The organism is Nocardia puris (assembly GCF_036051655.1).
Lineage (GTDB): Bacteria > Actinomycetota > Actinomycetes > Mycobacteriales > Mycobacteriaceae > Nocardia > Nocardia puris.
The window spans coordinates 3,002,667-3,021,131 of the sequence record NZ_CP107943.1; the positions used below are offsets into that span (position 1 = coordinate 3,002,667).

The following is an 18,465-nucleotide window of genomic DNA, read 5'->3' on the forward strand; positions in this document are numbered from 1 at the left end:
TCCGCACGGCTTACGTCCCGAGGTGTTCGCCGAGCCTCTCGTCCGTACGATGTGCTGCGGACAGCGTGGGAAGCTGGGGGCTGTGACCGAATGCTTCTCCTGTCCGATTGTCGCTACCGTAGCGCCGTACCAACGTGCCGGTCACCTGGACCTTCCGGCGGTGAGCGACTATCTGGATCTGATCGGGGCTGCGGGAGTCGAGACGGTCCTGGTCAACGGAACCACCGGGGAATTCGCCAGTCTGACGGTGCGCGAGCGGATCCAGGTCGCCGAACACTGCCGAAGCAGGTGGGGCGGTGTCCTGATCGTGCACGTCGGTGCGTGCGCGGTCGGTGATGCCGTGGAATTGGCGCGCCACGCCAGCGGCTTCGCCGATGCGCTGGCGGTGATGAACCCGTTCTTCTTTGCCGAGACCGCCGAAGCCGGGATCGGGGCCTACTTCCGCGCGGTGCTGCCGCACTGCAAGCGGCCGACATTGCTGTACAACTTCCCCCGCCACACCCAGGCACCGATCCCACCACGGCTCGCCGCGCAACTGGCCAGAGAGTTTCCGCAGCTGACCGGGATCAAGGACTCTGGGAAGGACCGCGCGCTGACCTATGAGTATCAGCAGATTGGCGCCGACTTCCGGGTGTATCTCGGTGACGATCGGATCGGGGCCCGGGTCGCGGAGATCGGGGCGGCTGGTGTGGTCACCGGCGCAGGGGGGCCGGTCGTGGAGCTGCCGGTAGCGGTCGCAACGGCAGTGGCGGCCGGCGACACCGGGCGTGCCGAGGCTCGGCAGCACGAATTCGACCGCTACACCGACGCCCGTAAACGACTCCCGATCAGCGATATCGCCTTCGCTAAAGCCGCGGTATCGGCCCGGCTGCCCGGGTTTCCGAGCCACGTTCGGTCACCGCTGACCGGGGCGTCGCACGAACAGATCCGCGAGGTCCACACGCTCATGGGATCGCTCCTCCCGCTGCTCCGCCGGTGACGGCCCGGAGCTGACCAGAATCCGGTTCAGTTGTCGATCACGAGATCGCACACTGTGCGACCGAGTTCCCTGGCTCCTGAATCGAGAACACTGGACCGATACGCAGGCCAGTCCGCCAGCTTGGGCGCGTCGCGTGCTGAACCTCGCGTGATCATCCGCTGCCGGATCTGCTCGGTGGGCGTGTCTATCCAGACGGTCACGACCGGGAGCTCTGTGTCCGCTTCTGCGTGTTGACGCATGAAAACTCCCAGAGGGAGGCCAGCGGCGCCGGCCGCGCGCATGGTCGACAGGAACGGAGCATCCAGCACCACAGGGTGGCGGGCGGCCACCGTGAGGCCGGTGCGGATCAGACTGTCGTAGATCCCGGGCGCCACGACCTCGCGGTAAATATCGGAGTCCCGATCGAACGGGTCTCCTGTCAGTCGCCCCATGACGGATTCCTCCAACACGGGAGCGAGCTGGTCCTTGTCGAGCACGACCGCACCCATACGCGCGGCAAGGAACCGTGCCGCCGAGGACTTTCCGGACGCCGGGAAACCACAGATCACGAGAGCGCCCTTCGTCTGGATCGGTTCCGCAACCTGATGGAGCTGGTTACGTACCGTGGAGGGAAACGGGATCGGCTGCTGCTCGTGTCTCATGCCCGCAGTCCACCACAGCTCTGTACGCCACGATCAGCTGGTGGCGAGGATCAACCGGAGTCTCCCGCGAGCAGCGGCGGCCTCGGCAACATGCCCAGCAACGCCGCCACGGAGGATCGTGTCGGACGTACCCGGCTCCCAGCCGAGTGCGTGATCGAGCTTGTCCAGTGCTTCAGGGAGCGGAAGGGGTTTCGGCATCGCTCGATCTCGCCGATCGTTCCGGCGGAAGGACCGCCCCGCATGGCGCGACCTGCCTGGCTCAACCCCAATTCCTTCCGTCGCGCCTTGATCCGCTCGGCCAAAGCCACAATGTCGGGCCGGTCCGGAACATTCACGTAACCGTCCGGCTGCAACCCGAACGATGACCCAACGACCGAGGGCAGCGACGCGCTCCATGCCGACAACTCGGCCGGTGTCGCAAATGGCGGCTGTTCGGGAGCGGACAACTGTGTTTCGGGCGGTCCAAGTGCATTCCGCTTCGGGGCCTGGGACTGGTTACGTCGGCCTACGCGGTTTTTCTTTCGGGACATGGCCACAAGGCTTCCAGTATGTAGATCTGCAGACGGCCGCGACACGCAGTTGTTCGGGCTCGGCGCCGCCATCGGTTGTCCGACGCTGCTCCGCTGTCCCCGGCGGTATCGCCCAGCCTGCTTTGCGACCGAACCGTCGGTGTCTACTGGGTGTGGCGCGGCCTCGGTGACGCCGTCGGTGCCGACTCTGGGGATATTGCCGCCGACGTTATGTTGAGCGCTCCTGGCCCGGTAGATACAGGCACGCTTCCAGTGTCACCGGCAGCAGTTGGGGTCTAGGACAACGCAGAGTGCGGCGAGGGCGTCGCGGTGGACGCGGTGGATGACGTTCATGCCGTGGCGTTCAGAGTTCACCAGCCCGGCTTTGCGGAGCTGGCCGAGGTGGTGGCTGACCGTGGATTCGGAGAGTCCGACTGCGTCGGCGAGTTCCCCGCCGTTGCGGCCGGTTTCGGGGCTGGCCAGCAACAGCGACATCAGTTTGACTCGCACGGGGTCGGCCAGGGCTTTCAGTCGGAGTGCGACGTGCAGGGCGGCTTCGTCGTCGACCGGGCCGGCGGCTACGGGTGGGCAGCACAGGGGTGTGGTCATGTCGATGACGGGCAGCGCTTTGGGCATGGAATCAATCCTACTCATGATGTTGACATATGTCGAAAAGGTGGCAGACTAGCCGCTGTCAGCCCTTCGATATACGTCACATAGGTGGTGGTCATGATGTCACGTGTTCAGCTCGCGCTCAACGTTGACGATCTGGAGCATGCGGTCGAGTTCTACTCGACCCTGTTCGGTGTGGAGCCGGCGAAGCGGAAGCCGGGGTATGCGAACTTCGCGGTCGCCGAGCCGCCGCTGAAGCTGGTGTTGATCGAGAACCCCGGCCAGGGCGGCAGCGTGAACCATCTCGGGGTGGAGGTGGAGTCCTCGGAGAAGGTGCATGCCGAGATCGCGCGTCTGTCGGAGGCGGGTGTGTTCACCGAGGAGCAGATCGCGACGACCTGTTGCTTCGCGACCCAGGACAAGGTGTGGGTCACCGGCCCGAATTCCGAGCGGTGGGAGGTCTACACCGTGCTGGCCGATACCGAGCACTTCGGCACCGAACCCCGGTTCGTCGGGAAAGACGATGCGGAGGCGGTGCAGGCGTGCTGCGGCACCGACGGTCGTGGCGACACCACCGCTGAGGAGGCCGAGGCGGGGCCGACGGTGGCGTGCTGCGCGCCCGCCGCCGCTCGATAAAACGGCCCGAGTGCCTCGACGTGACCGGTACGACGACCGCGCCCGTGGTCGCGGTAGACGGGTTGCCGCGGGCCGAGCGGCGCCGAGTACTGGCGGTGCTGTGCCTGACGCAGATATCGAGTTGGGGGATTCTGTATTACGCGTTTCCGGTACTGTCGACCTCGATTACCGTCGATACCGGGTGGTCGGCGCCGGTGATCACCGCGGCATTCTCGATCGGCCAGCTCGCAACAGCGCTCACCGGGATCCCGGTCGGCGCGCTCATCGACCGGACCGGCCCGCGGCGGGTGATGACCGCCGGATCCGTTCTCGGAGTGGTCGCGCTGATCGTGGTCGCCGCCGCACCGAACCTGCCTGTGTTCTATCTCGGTTGGCTGGCAGCGGGAGTGGCGATGGGGGCGGTCCTGTATCCGCCGGCGTTCGCGGCATTGACCCGCTGGTGGGGGACGCAGAGTGTGACCGCGCTGATGATCCTGACCCTGGCCGGTGGCCTGGCGTCCACGGTATTCGCACCGGTCACCGCCGCCCTGGGCACGCAAACCGGTTGGCGCGCCGCATATCTCGTCCTCGCTGCCGTCCTCGCGGTGCTGACGGTGCCAGTGCACTGGTTCGGGCTGCGTGCCGGATGGCCGAACCCACCGCCGCCCGCCGAGGCCGCGCATGCCGACCACAGCGAGATCGTGCGCAGCCCGCGTTTCGCCGCGCTGGTCGTGACCATGTGCTTGGCGGCGTTCGCCAGCTTCGCCGGCATCTTCAACCTCGTCGCCCTACTTCAAGAACACGGCTTCAGCCCGAGCCTGGCCGCTACCGCGCTCGGGCTCGGCGGCGCCGGACAGGTCTTGGGCCGGATCGGGTATCTGCCGCTGGCCCGCAACGCCGACGTCACCCCGCGCACAGTGCTGGTCTTGGTCGCGCTGGCCGCCTCGACCGCGTTGCTCGGGGTGGTGTCGACGGTCGTCGTGTCGATCGCGGTGGCGATCGGCGCTGGGTTGGTGCGCGGGGTCTTCACGCTGATTCAGGCGACCGCGATCACCGACCGGTGGGGCGCGACCCACTACGGGCGCCTCAACGGGTTGTTGTCCGCGCCGGTGGTCATCGTGTCGGCACTGGCTCCGTGGGCGGGCACCGTGCTGTCGGCGGCCACCGGTAGCTACGCGAACGCCTATCTCGTCCTCGGTGTGATCGCCGCCCTTGCCGCGGTGATCGCTCCTCTGACCGGAATTACCCGATCGACGAAAGAGATGTTGTGACAAGCGAATACGCATACGACGCGGTGGTCATTGGCGGCGGCCAGTCCGGCCTCGCTGCCGCCTACCACCTCACTGGTGCCGGTCAGCGCACCGTAGTGCTGGAAGCCGCGCCGGAGGCGACCGGCTCCTGGCCGCGGTATTACGACAGCCTGACCCTGTTCTCCCCGGCCCGCTACAGCGCCCTGCCCGGCCGCCGGTTCCCCGGAGACCCGGATCGGTATCCGCACCGCGACGAGGTGATCGACTACCTACGTTCGTACGCCGCCGGACTGGACACCGATATCCACACCAGCACTCCCGTCGAGACCGTCACCGCGAACAGCGGCGACGGATTCACGGTTACCACCGCATCCGGGACGGTCTTCACCGCACCGCGGGTGATCGCGGCGACCGGATCCTTCGGCTCCCCGTTTCTGCCCGCGCTGCCAGGACAAGACGAGTTCGAGGGCCGGATTCTGCACGCGAGCCAGTACCGCCACCCCGGCGAGTTCGTGGGCCAACGGGTGGTCGTGGTCGGGGGAGGGAACTCGGCAGTGCAGATTGCCGCTGAGCTGGCCGAACACGCGGAGACCGTGTTGGCTAGCCGGGCGCCGGTGAAGTTCGTGCCGCAGCGCCCGCTGGGCCGGGATGTCCATTTCTGGTTCGGCCTCACAGGATTCGACGCCGCCTCGCTGGGCCGGATCGTGAAACAGGCGCCGACGCAGCCGGTGCTCGACGAAGGCCGCTACCGCGCCGCGCTCGCGACCGGGAAACCGCAGCGACGAGTGATGTTCACCGCCTTCACCGCCGATGGCGTGGTGTGGCCGGACGGCACCCGCGCTCGGGTGGATACGGTCGTCTTCGCCACCGGTTACCGCCCGCACCTGCGCTATCTCGCCGGAACCGGGGCGCTCACCGATGCCGGGGCCCCGCGACACCGTCAGGGCGTGTCGCTCACCCACCCCGGGCTGGGGTTCCTCGGATTGGAATGGCAGCGGACCCCGTCGTCGAACTCGCTGCGCGGGGTCGGACGCGACGCGGCCTATCTGGTGCGGCATCTGCGGCCCGCGACCGCACGGCACCCGGAGCACGCACGATGACCACCACACCAGCGGACACGACCGCACAGATACTGGTCCGCGGCGGACACGTGGTCTCCGCCGACGGCACCCCGATCACCTACCTGGTCCAGGGTGCGGGGCCGGTGTTGCTGGCAGTACACGGTGGGCTGGGTAGCGCGGTGAGCATGCTGCCGCTCTCCGGTCACCTCGCCGAGCACTACACGGTGGTGGCGATGAACTGCCGCGGCCACGGTACCTCCGGCACCCCGCAGTCGGCGCCGGACATCACGCACGAGGTCGCCGACATCACCGCCGTGATCGACGCAGTCGGGCCGATCGAAGTACTGTTCGGCTATTCGTTCGGCGCGGTATTGACGTTGGAAACCGCGCTACGCGCACCGGAACAGGTGCCACGGCTGGCCGTTTATGAACCACCCTTGCCGGTCACCTACCCGATCCCTGATCTCGCGGCAGTGGATACGGCGATAGCGGCCGGGGATTACGAGCGCCTGGTCCTGGACGCCTCCGCCACATCAGGCGGGTTCTCCCCAGCTGAGCTGGCCTCGCTGCGCAGCGATCCGTTGTGGTGGCACAAGGTTGCCCAGGCCCCAACTCTGGTCGCGACCTCGAGGGTGCTGGCCGACCTGGATCCGGAGGTGGGCCGCTACAGTGCGATCAGCGCGCCGGCCACGGTGATCACCGGCACCACCAGCGCAGACTACCTCCTCGACGCCGCCGACCAGCTCACCGCCGCGCTCCCGGCCCCGACCCTGAAAACCCTTCCGGGGCAGGGCCATCACGTCGACCCAGGCGCCCTGGCCGAGGCCCTGATCAGGCAGTGAGGGTATCGAGGCGATGGCCGGTGTCGGGCCACCACGCGGTCGCCAGGCCGTAGCCGATGAGGCAACCACCCAGTTGGCATACCGCGATCACCAACGTCGACACCGGATTCAATCCCAGCACGACCGCACCCATGACCACGGCCGGATTGCCGAGAAAACCCGGGTGCCCCCGTCAGCATCCCGGTGCCGAGCACTTCCGTGCGATATCGCGCGGCAGCCCCGACTCTTGGGCTCGGTACAGTCGCGGCGGCGGCCATCCTCCTTCCGCGACCTCGGTCTACTGCGGGGAAGTCATGCGTGGGTGGGCAGCAGTTCGGCGATGAGTGCCTCGACCCGTGCGCGGATTTCGTCCCGGATCGGGCGCACCGACTCCACGCCTTTCCCGGCGGGATCGTCGAGGTCCCAGTCGCGGTAGCTGATACCCGGGAACACCGGGCAGGTGTCACCGCAACCCATGGTGATCACCACCGTGGACGATTCCACCGCGTCGAGGGTGAGGATCTTCGGGGCCTGGTCGGTGATATCGATACCGACCTCGCGCATGGCCTGCACCGCAGCAGGGTTCAACTGATCAGCGGGAGCGCTGCCCGCAGACCGAACCTCGATCGCCCCGTGCGCGAGGTGGGTGAGGAATCCGGCCGCCATCTGGGAACGGCCGGCGTTGTGAACGCAGACGAACAACACACTCGGCTTATCGGTCACAGCGGCCTTTCAGACGATGGGGACGTCGAGTTCGGCGAGCAACGCGCGCACGCGGGCTTCGATCTCGGCGCGGATCAGGCGGATCGCGGCGACATCCAGACCGGCGGGATCGGGCAGATCCCAATCCTCATAGCGGCGGCCAGGATACACCGGGCAGGCATCGCCGCAGCCCATTGTGATGATGACGTCGGCGGCTTTCAGGATCTCCTCGGTCCACGGCTTCGGGTACTCACCGGTGATGTCGATCCCGATCTCGGCCATCGCCTCGACCGCCGCAGGATTGATCTCCTCGCCCGGCTCGCTGCCGCCGGACCAGCCGATCGCGTGCTCGCCGGCGAGGTGGGTGAACAGGCCGAGCGCCATCTGGGAACGGCCGGCGTTATGGGTGCACAGGAACAGCACGGTCGGAGTCCCGGTGTGGTGGAGCCCTTCCACCTTGGCCAACGCCTGAAGGCGTTGGCGGGCGAACCGCTCGGCCAACAGGGGCAGGAAGTTCACGACGGTGGCGCGGCCGGCGAACTGCTCGTAGGAGGAGCGCAGGAATCGTTCGATAGTTTCCACACCGAAGGTGCCATCGAACTCCCGCTGCAACCGGGCCGCAGCAGTTTTCAACGCCACATGCTGGTCGATACTCAGATCCGCACGCAACGCGGCGGTGGGGAGGGGTGATTCGGTCATATCCGTTGTCCGATACTCGAGAAGGATGGATCAGGATTGGATGGGTGAGTTGAATTCGGCCGCGAGGGTCTGGACGCGGGCGGCGATATCGTCACGGACCAACCGCATCCGTTGGATCCCCTCGATCCCGCGCTCCGAGGGTTCATCGGTGTCCCACCGCAGCACCCGCACACTGTCCGGGATGTCGAGCTGGGCTTCGCGGCCCAGCACGACGACCAGGTCCACGGTGGGCAGCAGCAATGGATCCACCGGTTTCGGGTGCTCGCCGCTGATATCGACCCCGACCTCGGAGAGAACGGCCACCGACAGCGCGTTGAGATTCGTACCCGGGTCGGTGCCCGCCGAGACCGCAACAATCTGCCCGGCGGCCTGGCGCATCAGTCCGGCTGCCATCTGCGATTTGCCGCTGTTGCGCACGCACACGAACAACACCGTTGGAGTCGTACTCATCGCGGTCCCGCCTCGGAGGTAACCGGTGCGAATCGGTTGCGCAGAGCCAGCGACACGTACACCAGCGCCACCAGGACAGGGACCTCGATCAGCGGGCCCACCACACCGGCGAGGGCTTGGCCGGAGGTGGCGCCGTAGGTGGCGATCGCGACCGCGATGGCGAGCTCGAAGTTGTTGCCTGCCGCGGTGAACGCCAGCGTGGTCGTGCGCTCGTAGCCGAGACCCATGACCGCCCCGAACAGGTAGCCGCCGCCCCACATGATCGCGAAATACGCCAGCAGCGGCACCGCGATCCGCACCACATCCAGCGGCTGGGAGGTAATGCGGTCGCCCTGGAGAGCGAACAGCACCACGATGGTGAACAGCAGCCCGTATAGTGCCCACGGCCCGATCCGCGGGATCAGGGTGGATTCGTACCAGTCGCGGCCCTTGGTGCGTTCCCCAAGCCGGCGGGTGAGATAGCCCGCGAGCAGCGGGATGCCGAGGAAGGTCAGCACCGATTTCGCGATCTCCCAGGGCGACGCCTCGATCGTGGTCTGTTCCAGGTCCAACCAACCGGGCAGTACCGAGAGGTAGAACCAGCCCAGGACCGCGAACATGATGACTTGGAAGATCGAATTCAGCGCCACCAGGACAGCGGCGGCTTCGCGGTCGCCGCAGGCTAGGTCGTTCCAGATGATCACCATGGCGATACAGCGCGCCAGGCCGACGATGATCAACCCAGTCCGATACTCCGGGAGATCGGGCAGCAGCAGCCAGGCCAGGGCGAACATCAGCGCCGGGCCGAGCACCCAGTTCAGCACGAGCGATCCGACGAGGAGGCGCCGGTCGCCGGTGACGGTGTCGAGGCGGTCGTAGCGGACCTTTGCCAGCACCGGGTACATCATGATCAGCAGCCCGAGCGCAATCGGCAGCGAGATTCCGTCGATCTCCACTGCCGCCAGCGCGTCTCCGAGGCCAGGGATGAGTCGGCCCAGCAGCAGCCCGGCGGCCATGGCGATGCCGATCCAGACCGGCAGGAATCGGTCGAGCGTCGACAGCTTCCCGACCACACCATGCTCGGCGCCGGACGTGGGGGTGTCGGTGGCGGTCATGCGTTCACCTCGGCGGTCGCGTCGCTTTCGGCCAGCAATGTGTGCGAAACCTTGGTCAATACCTCGGGCACGACCCGGTAGTACACCCAGGAAGCTCGGCGTTCGCTGGTCAGCAGTCCCGCTTCACGGAGCACCTTCAGGTGGTGGGAGATGGTCGGCTGGGTGAGCTTGATGCCTTCGGACAGGTCGCATACGCAGGCTTCCTGGCCGGTGTGGGCGGCGATCGAACTCAGCAGCCGCAGCCGGATCGGGTCCGACAGCGCCTTGAACACCGCCGCCAACTCCACCGCTGCCTCCGCTGATAAAGGCTCACGCACCTGCAACCCGGGGCTGCAGGCATCATCGGGTATTACTCGCAACTGCGACTTCGACATCAATCGATATTGACAGCTATCTAACCGGTGCGGCAAGCGAACAGGTGGTGAACAAGCCAGTGCCAGGCTGGCTGGCGAGCTTGCGTCGCTGAAAGCGGGTTTCCAGGCCCTGCGTGCGATCTACGACGACGATTAGTAGTATCGCCACGTGATCTTCGCGCCTCTGGTTCCGCGACGAGTCGTGCTGCTGCGGCTCGCGGTCGTGGTGTCGGCGTTCGTCGGGATCGCGCTTATTCAGGGGGCGCAGTGCCAGGCCGGCATGCCGATGGGCATGGCGATGGCACAGTCGCTCGCCACGATCGACGGCGCGACGAGCGACCAGTGCGGTGTGGTGCCGGTCGATGCTGGGGCAGGGCACGTTGCCGACTATGGGCACGATTCGGGAATGGTCGCCGTTGGCCTCGATGCGCCGATGGCCGTGCAGGTCGCCGAGGATCCCGAGCCGGTGTTTCCTGCTGGGCTGGTGATGGCCTGCCTGGCTGTGTTCCTAGCGCTGCTGGCGGCGTTCGCGCTACCGCGTCGGGGAGGACTCACCCATCGGGTGCGGTTGGTTCAGGACGCGGAGATGACGGGGGTGCGGTCGGTGCTGCCCCGAGCACCGACTTTGGCTGAACTCTGCGTGTTGCGGACATAGAGAGCGGGCGCCCGGGACGTGTCGGGTATTGCGACGGTCTCGGGTATCGCGTCGGCGTCTGGAATGCCGGCGTGACTTACTCATGCCCTTTCTCTGTCCTTCCACTCGCAGGAGTCTTTGTGAATCTTGTTCCTGTTCTTGTCACCGGCTTGTTCGCCGGAGGCGTTTCTTGTGCTGCTGTTCAGGGCGGCCTGCTCACTGGTCTGATCAGCCGTCAGCGGGCCGCGACCGTCGCCGATACGTCGGCTGCGGGGCCGGGCGATGGCGCGACGGTGATGACGGCGGTCGAGCCGCGATGGCGGCAACGCGTCGCCGACGATCTCGCACCGGTCGGGGGGTTCCTCGCCGGGAAGCTGGCGTCGCACACCGTGCTCGGTGCGGTGCTGGGCGCGCTCGGTGGTGCGGTGCAGTTGTCGACGGGTGCGCGTACCTGGCTGCAGATCGGGGCCGGGTTGCTGATCATCGTGTTCGGTCTTGCGCAATTGGGTGTGCCGGGCTTCCGGCGCATTGTGGTCGAACCGCCCGCCTCGTGGATGCGATTGCTGCGCAAGCGGGCGCGTTCCCAGGCTGCGCTGGCGCCTGCGGTGCTGGGTGTGCTGACGATCCTGATCCCGTGTGGCGTGACGCTGTCGGTGGAGGCGCTGGCGCTGGCGTCGGGGTCGCCGTGGTGGGGTGCGGCGATCATGGCGGTATTCGTGCTCGGTACCAGCCCGCTGTTCGCGGTACTCGGATACGCCGCTCGGGTCGCGGCCACCGCGTGGCGGGGCCGACTGGCCTTGGCCACCGGGCTTGTCGTGCTGGCCATGGGCTTCTACACCCTCAACGGCGGTTTGGAGCTGGCCGGATCTCCGCTCGCGGCCAGCCGGTTGGCGGAGTCCGTCGGATTCGAACCGCCGGCGGCGGATGCCTCAGCCGCGACGATCGTCAACGGCGTCCAGACCCTGACGATCAACGCGAACACCGGTTCTTACAGCCCGAAGAACATCGAGGCGACCTCCGGCATGCCGACCACGCTGGTGGTCAAGACCGACCGAACCCAAGGATGTATCCGGTCGATCGTCTTCCCGAGCCTCGGCATCACCAAAACGCTGCCGACCAGCGGCGAGACCCGCATCGACCTGGGCACCTTGCAGCCCGGCCGCCTCGATTACACCTGCGGCATGGGCATGTACTCGGGCATGATCACCATTCTCTGAAGGGACCAATCGGCATGACAACGCACGTCTTCCGTATCGACGGCATGCACTGCGGCAGTTGCGCGCTGCTCATCGACGACGCCCTCGAGGACCTTCCTGGCGTTCGCGCCACGCAGACCTCGATGAAGAAGGCACGCAGCACCGTCGACCTCGACCTCGCGGTCAACACGCCCGAGGATGTGATCGCCGCGATCACCGAACTCGGTTACACCGCCGCGGTCGTGGAATAGTTACCCGACCGGCCAGGGTTGCGTCAGCAGGTCCGCGTTGACCTGCTGACGCACCCACAGCGCCACCACGGCGACCACCACACCGATCAGCAGCAGTCGGCGCAGTCGCGGACGCAGTGTGATGTGTAGCCACCATCCGGTGAGCGCACCGACTGCACCTCGAACGAGCACAACGACGACAACGCCTGCCAGCGCGACAACGCCCGGGTTGTAGCGAATCGACTCGCCAACGTCACCGGTGAGCAGCAGAAACGTGGCCCGGGTCCCGCCGCAGAACGGATCCATGATCCCGATGTAATGCAGGGGGCCGTGCAGGTCCACCGTCGGCACCCCGACGACCCGCAGTGCCGCGGCACCGACGGAGAGTGCAAGAGCGGAAATCGTCAGCCACTGTAAGCGGTCACCGCCGGACTGAGCGGCGATATCGGGGGCTACAGACCGGCCATACATTGTCGACTCCGTGACTTGTACTTGATATCGAAACACCAGTAGGTGAGCTGCCGGACACGGCGAGATGACCACGAGCTCGGATTACTGGCTGCTGCATCGTCGAAATGGGCGTCCGGTAGTTCCGGATCACTCGCTCATCATGCACCTTCCAGTCGAATGGAAGGTCAACTCGATTGTCGAGGCGCCGCTGTCGACCTCGCTTTGCCGACGAGGGGTCGCTGCCACGTCCTGGGCAACAGGATTTGCACACGGCGCCTTCACGGAATCTTCACGCCTCGTATCTAGCGTGTCGGTAGGCCGGGGCCGGAAGCGTGACAGTGCCGATCGATGGTTCGGCTGTAGGACCGCCGTTGACAGCAATTACGTACACATCGATCACGGAACGCTGCTGGGCTGATTCCGTTTGGTCGAGTAAGGACAATCGCCATGGGTGAACTTCTGATCGGGACGACGCTGTTGGCATCGTTCTTCGCCGGAGTGGTAGCCCTGTTGGCGCCTTGTTGTGTGTCGGTGATGTTGCCGGCGTACCTGGCGACCGGGTTCCGGCATCGGGGTGGGGTGGTGCCCGCGACATTGGTTTTCGGGGCCGGGGTGGCGACGGTGATTCTGCCGATCGGTCTCGGGGCAACCGCGTTGAGCAGGTTGTTCATCGAACAGCATGTGTGGTTGTTCTCGATCGGCGGTGCACTGATGGTGCTCGGCGGAATCGCGGTCCTGTCGGGGTGGAAACCGAATCTGCCTATGCCCGGTGCCCGTGCGGCGCGGGAGGGCAGCTTCGGTTCTGCCTATGTACTCGGTGCGTTCTCCGGTGTCGCCAGTGCATGCTGTGCGCCTGTTCTGGTCGGTGTGGCCGTGTTGTCGGGCGCATCGTCGTCGTTCCCGGTGGCGCTCGCGGTCGGGTTGGCCTATGTGGCCGGGATGGTCGCGCCGCTGGCGTTGATCGCGCTCGTCTGGGACCGCCGCCGCGAGGGCGCCACCCGATTGCTGACCGAACGAACGCTGTGGCTGCGGGTGGGGCGCTGGGAGCACCCGTTGGCAGTCGGCACCGCCCTCAGCGGCGCACTCTTGATCGCCATGGGCCTGCTGTCGGGTCTGCTGGCTTTCACCGGTGCGGGCATGAACGCCGGTGGCTGGCAATCCGAGGTCAGCGCGTGGCTACAACATGCCAGCACGCGCATTCAGGACGCCGTGTCCTGGCTGCCGGGCTGGGTATTCGCCGCGCTGCTGCTACTCGGCCTCGCCGTCCTCATCCGCCGCGCTATCCGAAGGCCAGCACCCTCCGTCACGTTCACCGAGAACGCGGCGCCCAGGTGCTGCCACGACAACGACGCCTCCGGGTTCAGCCCGGAGTCCGTGGAGGAGAATCGACATGAACGCCAGCAGCGGTAAGACCGCCACTACGCCGCCGCACGGTAAGCGGGATCGGGCCAAAGACCGGCGGCATCGAACGGTGCGCCTCGCAGCGTCGTCGCGCGGATCCACGTCGCGGCGGTGGCCGATGATCGTCGCGATGCTGGCTGTCCTCGCCCTCGGGGTGCTGTTCCTCATCTACCAGAATGCTCAGGGTGCCCGGAACGCCACCGACGGCGGTAGTGGCTACCGGCATGTGGCTGGCGAACCCGGTATCGGTGCCCCGGCCCCGGATTTCGCGCTGACCTCGACCACGGGAGAAACCGTGCGGCTCAGCGACTTCCGCGGCCGCAGTGTGCTGCTCTACTTCCAGGAGGGCCTGATGTGTCAGCCGTGCTGGGCCCAGATCGCCGACCTCGAGGCCAACACCGCCGCGCTGCAAGCGGCCGGGATCGATGCAGTGGTGTCGATCTCGCACGACTCGGTGGATCAGCAGGCACGCAAGGCCGCCGACGAGAACCTGTCGACCCCGATCCTGTCCGATCCCTCCCAGCAGGTCATCCGCGCCTACGACGCCCAGAAGTACGGAATGATGCAGGGGCAGATGGCCGGACACAGCTTCGTTTTGGTCGGCCCGGACGGCGCCATCACCTGGCGCGCCGACTATGGCGGCGCACCGGACTACACCATGTTCCTGCCGACCGACAAGATGCTCGCCGACCTGAGCAAGGAACGTATCTCGTGACCGCACCGATCGAGATCACCCTGCTCACCCAGCACGCGTGCGCCTACTGCGATCAGGCGAAACAGGTGCTGGAGCGAGTGGGCCGCGACTACCCGCTGCGGATCACCGAGATCGATCTGGCCTTAGAAGAAGGCCGCCGACTCGCCGAAGGGGCGGGTGTGTTGTTCGCCCCCGGCGTCCTTGTCGACGGTGCACCGTTTTCCTTCGGCCGGTTGTCCGAGCGCAGGCTACGCCGTGTCCTCGCCCGCAGAAGCCGGACTGACACCGGCGTCCGCGCCACAAGATCGCCGGATTGAGTGATAGCCACACGGATACCCCATTGAATAATGAGGTTCGTTGACAGGAGGTATGGCGATGACTCCGGCTGATATTCGCGCCGCGGACGCCGACCGCGAGCGGGTGGCGTCGGCGTTGGCGAGCCACACGGGTGCGGGGCGGCTGACACTCGACGAATTCTCCGAGCGGGTCGCGGCTGCCTATAGGGCGCGCACCATGGGCGAGTTGTCGGTGATCACCAGCGATCTGCCGGCGCTCGCGCCGCCCCGCGCCGCCGGACTCACCGCGAACTGGTCGGCGCGCTCACTGTTGGGTGTCTCGGCCGCCATCGCTGTCGCGGTGGCCGTGACGGGTCTGGGCGCTGCCTCGGTGGCCTACGCAGGCCCTCTGATGAGTGCATGGGGATTCGGCTGCGCCTGATCCACATACACTCGACGCGACCATCGTTGGTTGTCGTATTCAGCAAGTCCCCGTTAGGGGCCGCAACGCGAAAGGGGGTGAGCCAGATGAATCCCCTGCAGATGATCTGCGACATGTTATGCCGTGCGATGGGGTCCTGCTGTCCGATGATGTGACGTCACGACCTGGCCGGTCGGTCCGTACGGCGACCGGCCAGGCTGGCGTGGCCGGACGGGGTTGCCGGTCTGCACGGGCGCCCCTTCGGGCGCGCCGACCCGGCTCGACGAGCGGCATCTGCCGCAGGTAGCTTCAGCCTGGCAGCGCAACACTCGGTCGCGCACCGGCTGCCCGTCGAGGGAGCTGCCACCGTGGCGACCGGATGATCGGGTACATACGGTGCTCGTCGGCTGGTTCCGGGCACGTAGCCATTACCGGAATTCGGTGAGACCGCTGCCGGCGGACCGGCCGAGGGGCGGCGCGGGCTCGGGGGCGCTTTCGAGGATCCAGCACACTTCGGCCCCGGCTTGGTGCGCGGATCGGCCTTCGTTGGCGGCGTGGGCGAGCAGGGTGGCCAGGTAGGTTTCGAACACCTCGAGTTCGGCGATGCGGGCGCGCACGTGATGCAGCCGATCGGTGAGGGTCTGCTCGACCTGACCACAGGGCATTTCGCCGCGGTCGTGCAGGGCGAGGATCTCGTGCACTTCGGTCAGTGACATGCCCGCGGTCTGGCAGCGTCGGATGAATCGCAGCCGGTCGACGGTGTCCTTGCCATAGCGGCGGTGACCGCTGTGGGTGCGGCCCGGGGGTGGGACCAGGCCGGATTCCTCGTAGAAGCGGATGGTCTTGGTGCTCACTCCGGTGAGTTCGGCCACTTCACCGATTCTCATGCGATTTCCCCTTGATCTTCCAGTCGACTGGAAGTGTAACCCTTTCTGTGAGCCCGGGAGTTGCCCGGCGCCGAGAAGCACCTGTGTGCCGCGCGGTGTGCACGGCTTCGGACAGAAAGGGCGCATCCCCGCAGTGACGACCACCATCGAGTTGCCTGCTGCCGAGTCATCCGGCTCGGGAGCACCGGCCCGCACCATTGACTTGTCCATCACCGGGATGACGTGCGCGTCATGCGCGGCGCGGATCGAGCGCAGGCTGAACAAGCTGCCCGATGTCACCGCGACCGTGAACTTCGTAACGGCCAGCGCCCGCGTCGAGGGCCCACAGGATCTCGCGGCACAGGATCTCATCGACGCGGTCAAAGCCGCCGGATACGGGGCGAGCGTTCCGGCTCCCGTACCCACCGCCGAATCGGCGGGCAATGATGCCGGTGCGGGTGCCGACAACGACGAGGCACGGCATGTGCGGGCGCTGCGGGATCGGCTGGTGGTCTGTGTGACGCTGACGGTGCCGGTGGTGCTGCTGTCGATGGTGCCTGCCTTCCAGTTCCGGTTCTGGCAGTGGCTGGTGTTCGCGCTGGCCTCGCCGGTGGCGTTGTGGGGTGCGTGGCCGTTTCATCGCGCGGCGGCACTGAACCTGCGGCACAAGGCCGCGACCATGGACACCCTGGTCTCGCTCGGCGTGCTGGCCGCCTGGCTGTGGAGCATCTACGCGCTGTTCTTCGGTGGTGCGGGCGAACCGGGCATGAGCATGGGCTTCTCGCTGCTCCCGCACGCCGGGGCGACCGGGCAGGCCGAGATCTACCTCGAGGTCGCGGCCGCGCTGACGGCGTTCATCCTGGCCGGCCGCTACTTCGAGGCACGGGCCCGCCGCCGGGCCGGCGAGGCGATTCGGGCGCTGATGAATCTGGGCGCCAAGGACGTGACCGTCCTGCGTGACGGTCGTGAGACGCGAGTTCCGATTGAGCAGTTGGTGGTCGGCGACGAGTTCGTGGTGCGGCCGGGTGAGAAGATCGCCAGCGACGGTGTGGTGGTCGATGGCTCGTCGGCTGTGGATGAGTCGCTGCTGACCGGTGAATCGTTGCCGGTGGAGGTCGGTCCGGGTGATCCGGTGACCGGTGCGACCGTGAATGCCGGTGGCCGTCTGGTGGTGCGCGCCACCCGGGTGGGTGCCGATACCAAGCTCGCGCAGATCGCGCGGCTGGTGGAGGACGCGCAGACCGGTAAGGCCGAGGTGCAGCGGCTCGCCGATTCGATCTCCGAGATCTTCGTCCCGGTCGTGATCCTGCTGGCGATTGAGACTTTGTTCGCGTGGCTGATCCTCGGATTCCCCGCCGCGATGGCGTTGACCGCGGCGGTCGCGGTGCTGATCATCGCCTGCCCGTGTTCGCTGGGTTTGGCGACGCCGACCGCGCTGATGGTCGGCACCGGTCGCGGTGCCCAGCTCGGTCTGCTGATCAAGGGCCCCGAGGTCCTGGAATCGACCCGCCGCATCGACACGATCGTGTTGGACAAGACCGGTACCGTCACCGAGGGTCGGATGCGCCTGGTCGGCGTGGTCCTGCCCGAGGGTGAGGATCGTCATGAGGTCTTGCGGTTGGCCGGCGCGGTGGAACACGCCAGCGAACACCCGATCGCGGCGGCCATCGCCGCCGCAGCCGTGCAGGAGACCGGCGACCTGGCGCCGGTGATCGGGTTCGTCAACCACGCCGGTCGCGGTGTCTCCGGCACCGTCGACGGTCGTGAGGTGCTGGCCGGGCGGGCGAGCTGGCTGGCCGATGACCGGGATCTGGAGATCCCCCCGGCGCTGCTGCGCGCCCAGCGGGAATCCGAGAAGGCCGGGCGCACCGTGGTTTTCGCGGCGTGGGATGGCTATGTTCGCGCCGCGTTCGAGGTGGCCGACACGGTGAAGGCGACCAGCGCCGAAGCTGTTTCGCAGTTGAAGGCGCTTGGGCTCACCCCGGTGCTGCTGACCGGTGACAACACCGCCGCCGCCGGGCACGTCGCCGCCGAGGTCGGCATCGAGCGGGTCATCGCCGAGGTCCACCCTGAAGACAAGGTCGCCGAGGTCAAGCGGCTACAGACCGAGGGCAAGGTGGTGGCGATGGTCGGTGACGGCGTCAACGACGCCGCGGCGCTGGCCCAAGCCGACCTCGGTTTGGCGATGGGCACCGGTACCGACGCCGCCATCGCCGCCGCGGACCTCACCCTGGTCAAGGGTGACCTGCTCGGCGCCGTCGACGCGATCCGGCTGGCCCGCAAAACCCTGTCGACCATCAAGGGCAACTTGTTCTGGGCGTTCGCCTACAACGTCGCGGCTCTGCCGCTGGCTGCCCTCGGTTTGCTCAACCCACTGATCGCCGGGGCCGCGATGGCCAGCTCCTCGGTGTTCGTGGTGTCCAACAGCCTGCGACTACGCCGATTCCAGCCGCTGCGCAAACAGTGACAGCCCACCCGCAAACAACCCCCGAAACCACAGACAAGGAAGACA

23 protein-coding genes are annotated in these 18,465 nt (G+C 66.9%); 13 read left to right on the plus strand and 10 right to left on the minus strand.

Annotated elements, in window-relative coordinates; genetic code table 11:
* Positions 1-49 precede the first annotated feature (49 nt).
* Positions 50-979 (plus strand): dihydrodipicolinate synthase family protein, encoded by a 930-nt coding sequence (locus tag OHB21_RS13425; RefSeq protein ID WP_228815810.1) that lies wholly within the window; start codon positions 50-52, stop codon positions 977-979.
* 26 nt (positions 980-1,005) lie between these two features.
* Here the strand turns inward: OHB21_RS13425 and OHB21_RS13430 are convergent, their stop codons facing one another.
* On the minus strand, positions 1,006-1,620 hold the full coding sequence (locus OHB21_RS13430) for an AAA family ATPase (protein WP_195142770.1): 615 nt from the start codon (positions 1,618-1,620) through the stop codon (positions 1,006-1,008).
* A 785-nt stretch (positions 1,621-2,405) separates the two neighbouring features.
* Positions 2,406-2,765, minus strand: coding sequence for an Rv2640c family ArsR-like transcriptional regulator (locus OHB21_RS13435; protein WP_195142771.1), 360 nt, complete (start codon positions 2,763-2,765; stop codon positions 2,406-2,408).
* Positions 2,766-2,861: 96 nt separating this feature from the next.
* Between OHB21_RS13435 and OHB21_RS13440 the strand changes: the two genes are divergently transcribed.
* Genes OHB21_RS13440 through OHB21_RS13455 form a run of 4 tightly spaced genes read left to right on the plus strand, consistent with a single transcriptional unit; the run spans position 2,862 to position 6,509 of the window.
* On the plus strand, positions 2,862-3,377 hold the full coding sequence (locus OHB21_RS13440) for an ArsI/CadI family heavy metal resistance metalloenzyme (RefSeq protein WP_195142785.1): 516 nt from the start codon (positions 2,862-2,864) through the stop codon (positions 3,375-3,377).
* A 20-nt stretch (positions 3,378-3,397) separates the two neighbouring features.
* Complete coding sequence (locus OHB21_RS13445) at positions 3,398-4,627, plus strand: MFS transporter (protein ID WP_324192325.1); 1,230 nt, start codon at positions 3,398-3,400, stop codon at positions 4,625-4,627.
* Positions 4,624-5,706 carry a flavin-containing monooxygenase gene (locus tag OHB21_RS13450; protein WP_195142772.1) on the plus strand — a complete coding sequence of 361 codons (1,083 nt, stop codon included), beginning with the start codon at positions 4,624-4,626 and terminating at the stop codon, positions 5,704-5,706. Before OHB21_RS13445 ends, OHB21_RS13450 begins: the two co-directional genes overlap by 4 nt.
* Positions 5,703-6,509, plus strand: coding sequence for an alpha/beta fold hydrolase (locus OHB21_RS13455; RefSeq protein WP_195142773.1), 807 nt, complete (start codon positions 5,703-5,705; stop codon positions 6,507-6,509). Before OHB21_RS13450 ends, OHB21_RS13455 begins: the two co-directional genes overlap by 4 nt.
* On the opposite strand, the gene OHB21_RS13460 is transcribed toward OHB21_RS13455, so the two are convergent.
* The 6 genes from OHB21_RS13460 to OHB21_RS13485 all read right to left on the minus strand — a co-directional run bounded on the left by OHB21_RS13460 (position 6,499) and on the right by OHB21_RS13485 (position 9,807).
* Entirely contained in the window at positions 6,499-6,642 is a 144-nt protein-coding gene (locus OHB21_RS13460) for a hypothetical protein (protein ID WP_195142774.1), read from the minus strand. The two genes, OHB21_RS13455 and OHB21_RS13460, sit on opposite strands and share 11 nt — an antisense overlap.
* Positions 6,643-6,800: 158 nt before the next feature.
* Positions 6,801-7,211 (minus strand): arsenate reductase ArsC, encoded by a 411-nt coding sequence (locus tag OHB21_RS13465; RefSeq protein WP_195142775.1) that lies wholly within the window; start codon positions 7,209-7,211, stop codon positions 6,801-6,803.
* Between the two features lie 9 nt (positions 7,212-7,220).
* Complete coding sequence (locus OHB21_RS13470; RefSeq protein ID WP_195142776.1) at positions 7,221-7,889, minus strand: arsenate reductase ArsC; 669 nt, start codon at positions 7,887-7,889, stop codon at positions 7,221-7,223.
* 30 nt (positions 7,890-7,919) lie between these two features.
* A complete protein-coding gene (locus tag OHB21_RS13475) occupies positions 7,920-8,339 on the minus strand; it encodes an arsenate-mycothiol transferase ArsC (RefSeq protein ID WP_195142777.1) in 420 nt (139 codons plus the stop codon).
* Positions 8,336-9,433: an ACR3 family arsenite efflux transporter gene (gene arsB, locus OHB21_RS13480; RefSeq protein ID WP_195142778.1), complete on the minus strand. Its 1,098-nt coding sequence runs from the start codon at positions 9,431-9,433 to the stop codon at positions 8,336-8,338. Before arsB ends, OHB21_RS13475 begins: the two co-directional genes overlap by 4 nt.
* The gene (locus OHB21_RS13485; RefSeq protein WP_195142779.1) at positions 9,430-9,807 is read right to left on the minus strand and encodes an ArsR/SmtB family transcription factor; all 378 of its coding nucleotides are present in this window, start codon (positions 9,805-9,807) and stop codon (positions 9,430-9,432) included. The genes arsB and OHB21_RS13485 overlap by 4 nt, the downstream gene beginning before the upstream one ends.
* 148 nt (positions 9,808-9,955) lie before the next feature.
* Here OHB21_RS13485 and OHB21_RS13490 point away from each other — a divergent pair, with 148 nt between their 5' ends.
* From OHB21_RS13490 to OHB21_RS13500, 3 genes are all read left to right on the plus strand, one after another.
* Complete coding sequence (locus tag OHB21_RS13490) at positions 9,956-10,441, plus strand: hypothetical protein (RefSeq protein ID WP_195142780.1); 486 nt, start codon at positions 9,956-9,958, stop codon at positions 10,439-10,441.
* 119 nt (positions 10,442-10,560) lie between these two features.
* On the plus strand, positions 10,561-11,637 hold the full coding sequence (locus tag OHB21_RS13495) for an urease accessory protein UreH domain-containing protein (protein WP_195142781.1): 1,077 nt from the start codon (positions 10,561-10,563) through the stop codon (positions 11,635-11,637).
* Between the two features lie 14 nt (positions 11,638-11,651).
* A complete protein-coding gene (locus tag OHB21_RS13500; RefSeq protein WP_195142782.1) occupies positions 11,652-11,867 on the plus strand; it encodes a heavy-metal-associated domain-containing protein in 216 nt (71 codons plus the stop codon).
* Here OHB21_RS13500 and OHB21_RS13505 read toward each other — a convergent pair whose 3' ends face one another.
* Positions 11,868-12,188 (minus strand): DUF2752 domain-containing protein, encoded by a 321-nt coding sequence (locus OHB21_RS13505; RefSeq protein WP_195142783.1) that lies wholly within the window; start codon positions 12,186-12,188, stop codon positions 11,868-11,870.
* 771 nt (positions 12,189-12,959) lie between these two features.
* Between OHB21_RS13505 and OHB21_RS13510 the strand changes: the two genes are divergently transcribed.
* The 4 genes from OHB21_RS13510 (at position 12,960) to OHB21_RS13525 (ending at position 15,108) form a co-directional block, all read left to right on the plus strand.
* On the plus strand, positions 12,960-13,706 hold the full coding sequence (locus tag OHB21_RS13510; protein ID WP_456153869.1) for a cytochrome c biogenesis CcdA family protein: 747 nt from the start codon (positions 12,960-12,962) through the stop codon (positions 13,704-13,706).
* A gap of 109 nt (positions 13,707-13,815) precedes the next feature.
* On the plus strand, positions 13,816-14,412 hold the full coding sequence (locus OHB21_RS13515) for a peroxiredoxin family protein (protein ID WP_228815652.1): 597 nt from the start codon (positions 13,816-13,818) through the stop codon (positions 14,410-14,412).
* Positions 14,409-14,708, plus strand: a complete 300-nt coding sequence (locus OHB21_RS13520; RefSeq protein WP_195142496.1) for a glutaredoxin family protein — start codon at positions 14,409-14,411, stop codon at positions 14,706-14,708. The genes OHB21_RS13515 and OHB21_RS13520 overlap by 4 nt, the downstream gene beginning before the upstream one ends.
* A gap of 58 nt (positions 14,709-14,766) precedes the next feature.
* Positions 14,767-15,108 carry a DUF1707 SHOCT-like domain-containing protein gene (locus tag OHB21_RS13525; RefSeq protein WP_195142495.1) on the plus strand — a complete coding sequence of 114 codons (342 nt, stop codon included), beginning with the start codon at positions 14,767-14,769 and terminating at the stop codon, positions 15,106-15,108.
* 407 nt (positions 15,109-15,515) lie between these two features.
* Here the strand turns inward: OHB21_RS13525 and OHB21_RS13530 are convergent, their stop codons facing one another.
* Positions 15,516-15,974, minus strand: a complete 459-nt coding sequence (locus tag OHB21_RS13530; RefSeq protein WP_328438963.1) for a heavy metal-responsive transcriptional regulator — start codon at positions 15,972-15,974, stop codon at positions 15,516-15,518.
* On the opposite strand from OHB21_RS13530, the gene OHB21_RS13535 reads away from it, so the two are divergent.
* On the plus strand, positions 15,973-18,420 hold the full coding sequence (locus tag OHB21_RS13535) for a heavy metal translocating P-type ATPase (RefSeq protein ID WP_328438965.1): 2,448 nt from the start codon (positions 15,973-15,975) through the stop codon (positions 18,418-18,420). The genes OHB21_RS13530 and OHB21_RS13535 overlap by 2 nt on opposite strands.
* Positions 18,421-18,465 lie beyond the last annotated feature (45 nt).

Excerpts from the sequence above, each read along its gene's own strand:
- OHB21_RS13425 (WP_228815810.1), top strand. The coding sequence starts at position 50 with ATGTGCTGCGGACAGCGTGGGAAGCTGGGGGCTGTGACCGAATGCTTC.
- OHB21_RS13430 (WP_195142770.1), bottom strand. The coding sequence starts at position 1,620 with ATGAGACACGAGCAGCAGCCGATCCCGTTTCCCTCCACGGTACGTAAC.
- OHB21_RS13435 (WP_195142771.1), bottom strand. The coding sequence starts at position 2,765 with ATGCCCAAAGCGCTGCCCGTCATCGACATGACCACACCCCTGTGCTGC.
- OHB21_RS13440 (WP_195142785.1), top strand. The coding sequence starts at position 2,862 with ATGTCACGTGTTCAGCTCGCGCTCAACGTTGACGATCTGGAGCATGCG.
- OHB21_RS13455 (WP_195142773.1), top strand. The coding sequence starts at position 5,703 with ATGACCACCACACCAGCGGACACGACCGCACAGATACTGGTCCGCGGC.
- OHB21_RS13460 (WP_195142774.1), bottom strand. The coding sequence starts at position 6,642 with ATGGGTGCGGTCGTGCTGGGATTGAATCCGGTGTCGACGTTGGTGATC.
- OHB21_RS13470 (WP_195142776.1), bottom strand. The coding sequence starts at position 7,889 with ATGACCGAATCACCCCTCCCCACCGCCGCGTTGCGTGCGGATCTGAGT.
- OHB21_RS13475 (WP_195142777.1), bottom strand. The coding sequence starts at position 8,339 with ATGAGTACGACTCCAACGGTGTTGTTCGTGTGCGTGCGCAACAGCGGC.
- arsB (WP_195142778.1), bottom strand. The coding sequence starts at position 9,433 with ATGACCGCCACCGACACCCCCACGTCCGGCGCCGAGCATGGTGTGGTC.
- OHB21_RS13485 (WP_195142779.1), bottom strand. The coding sequence starts at position 9,807 with ATGTCGAAGTCGCAGTTGCGAGTAATACCCGATGATGCCTGCAGCCCC.
- OHB21_RS13500 (WP_195142782.1), top strand. The coding sequence starts at position 11,652 with ATGACAACGCACGTCTTCCGTATCGACGGCATGCACTGCGGCAGTTGC.
- OHB21_RS13515 (WP_228815652.1), top strand. The coding sequence starts at position 13,816 with ATGATCGTCGCGATGCTGGCTGTCCTCGCCCTCGGGGTGCTGTTCCTC.
- OHB21_RS13525 (WP_195142495.1), top strand. The coding sequence starts at position 14,767 with ATGACTCCGGCTGATATTCGCGCCGCGGACGCCGACCGCGAGCGGGTG.
- OHB21_RS13535 (WP_328438965.1), top strand. The coding sequence starts at position 15,973 with ATGCGATTTCCCCTTGATCTTCCAGTCGACTGGAAGTGTAACCCTTTC.
- OHB21_RS13530 (WP_328438963.1), bottom strand. The coding sequence starts at position 15,974 with ATGAGAATCGGTGAAGTGGCCGAACTCACCGGAGTGAGCACCAAGACC.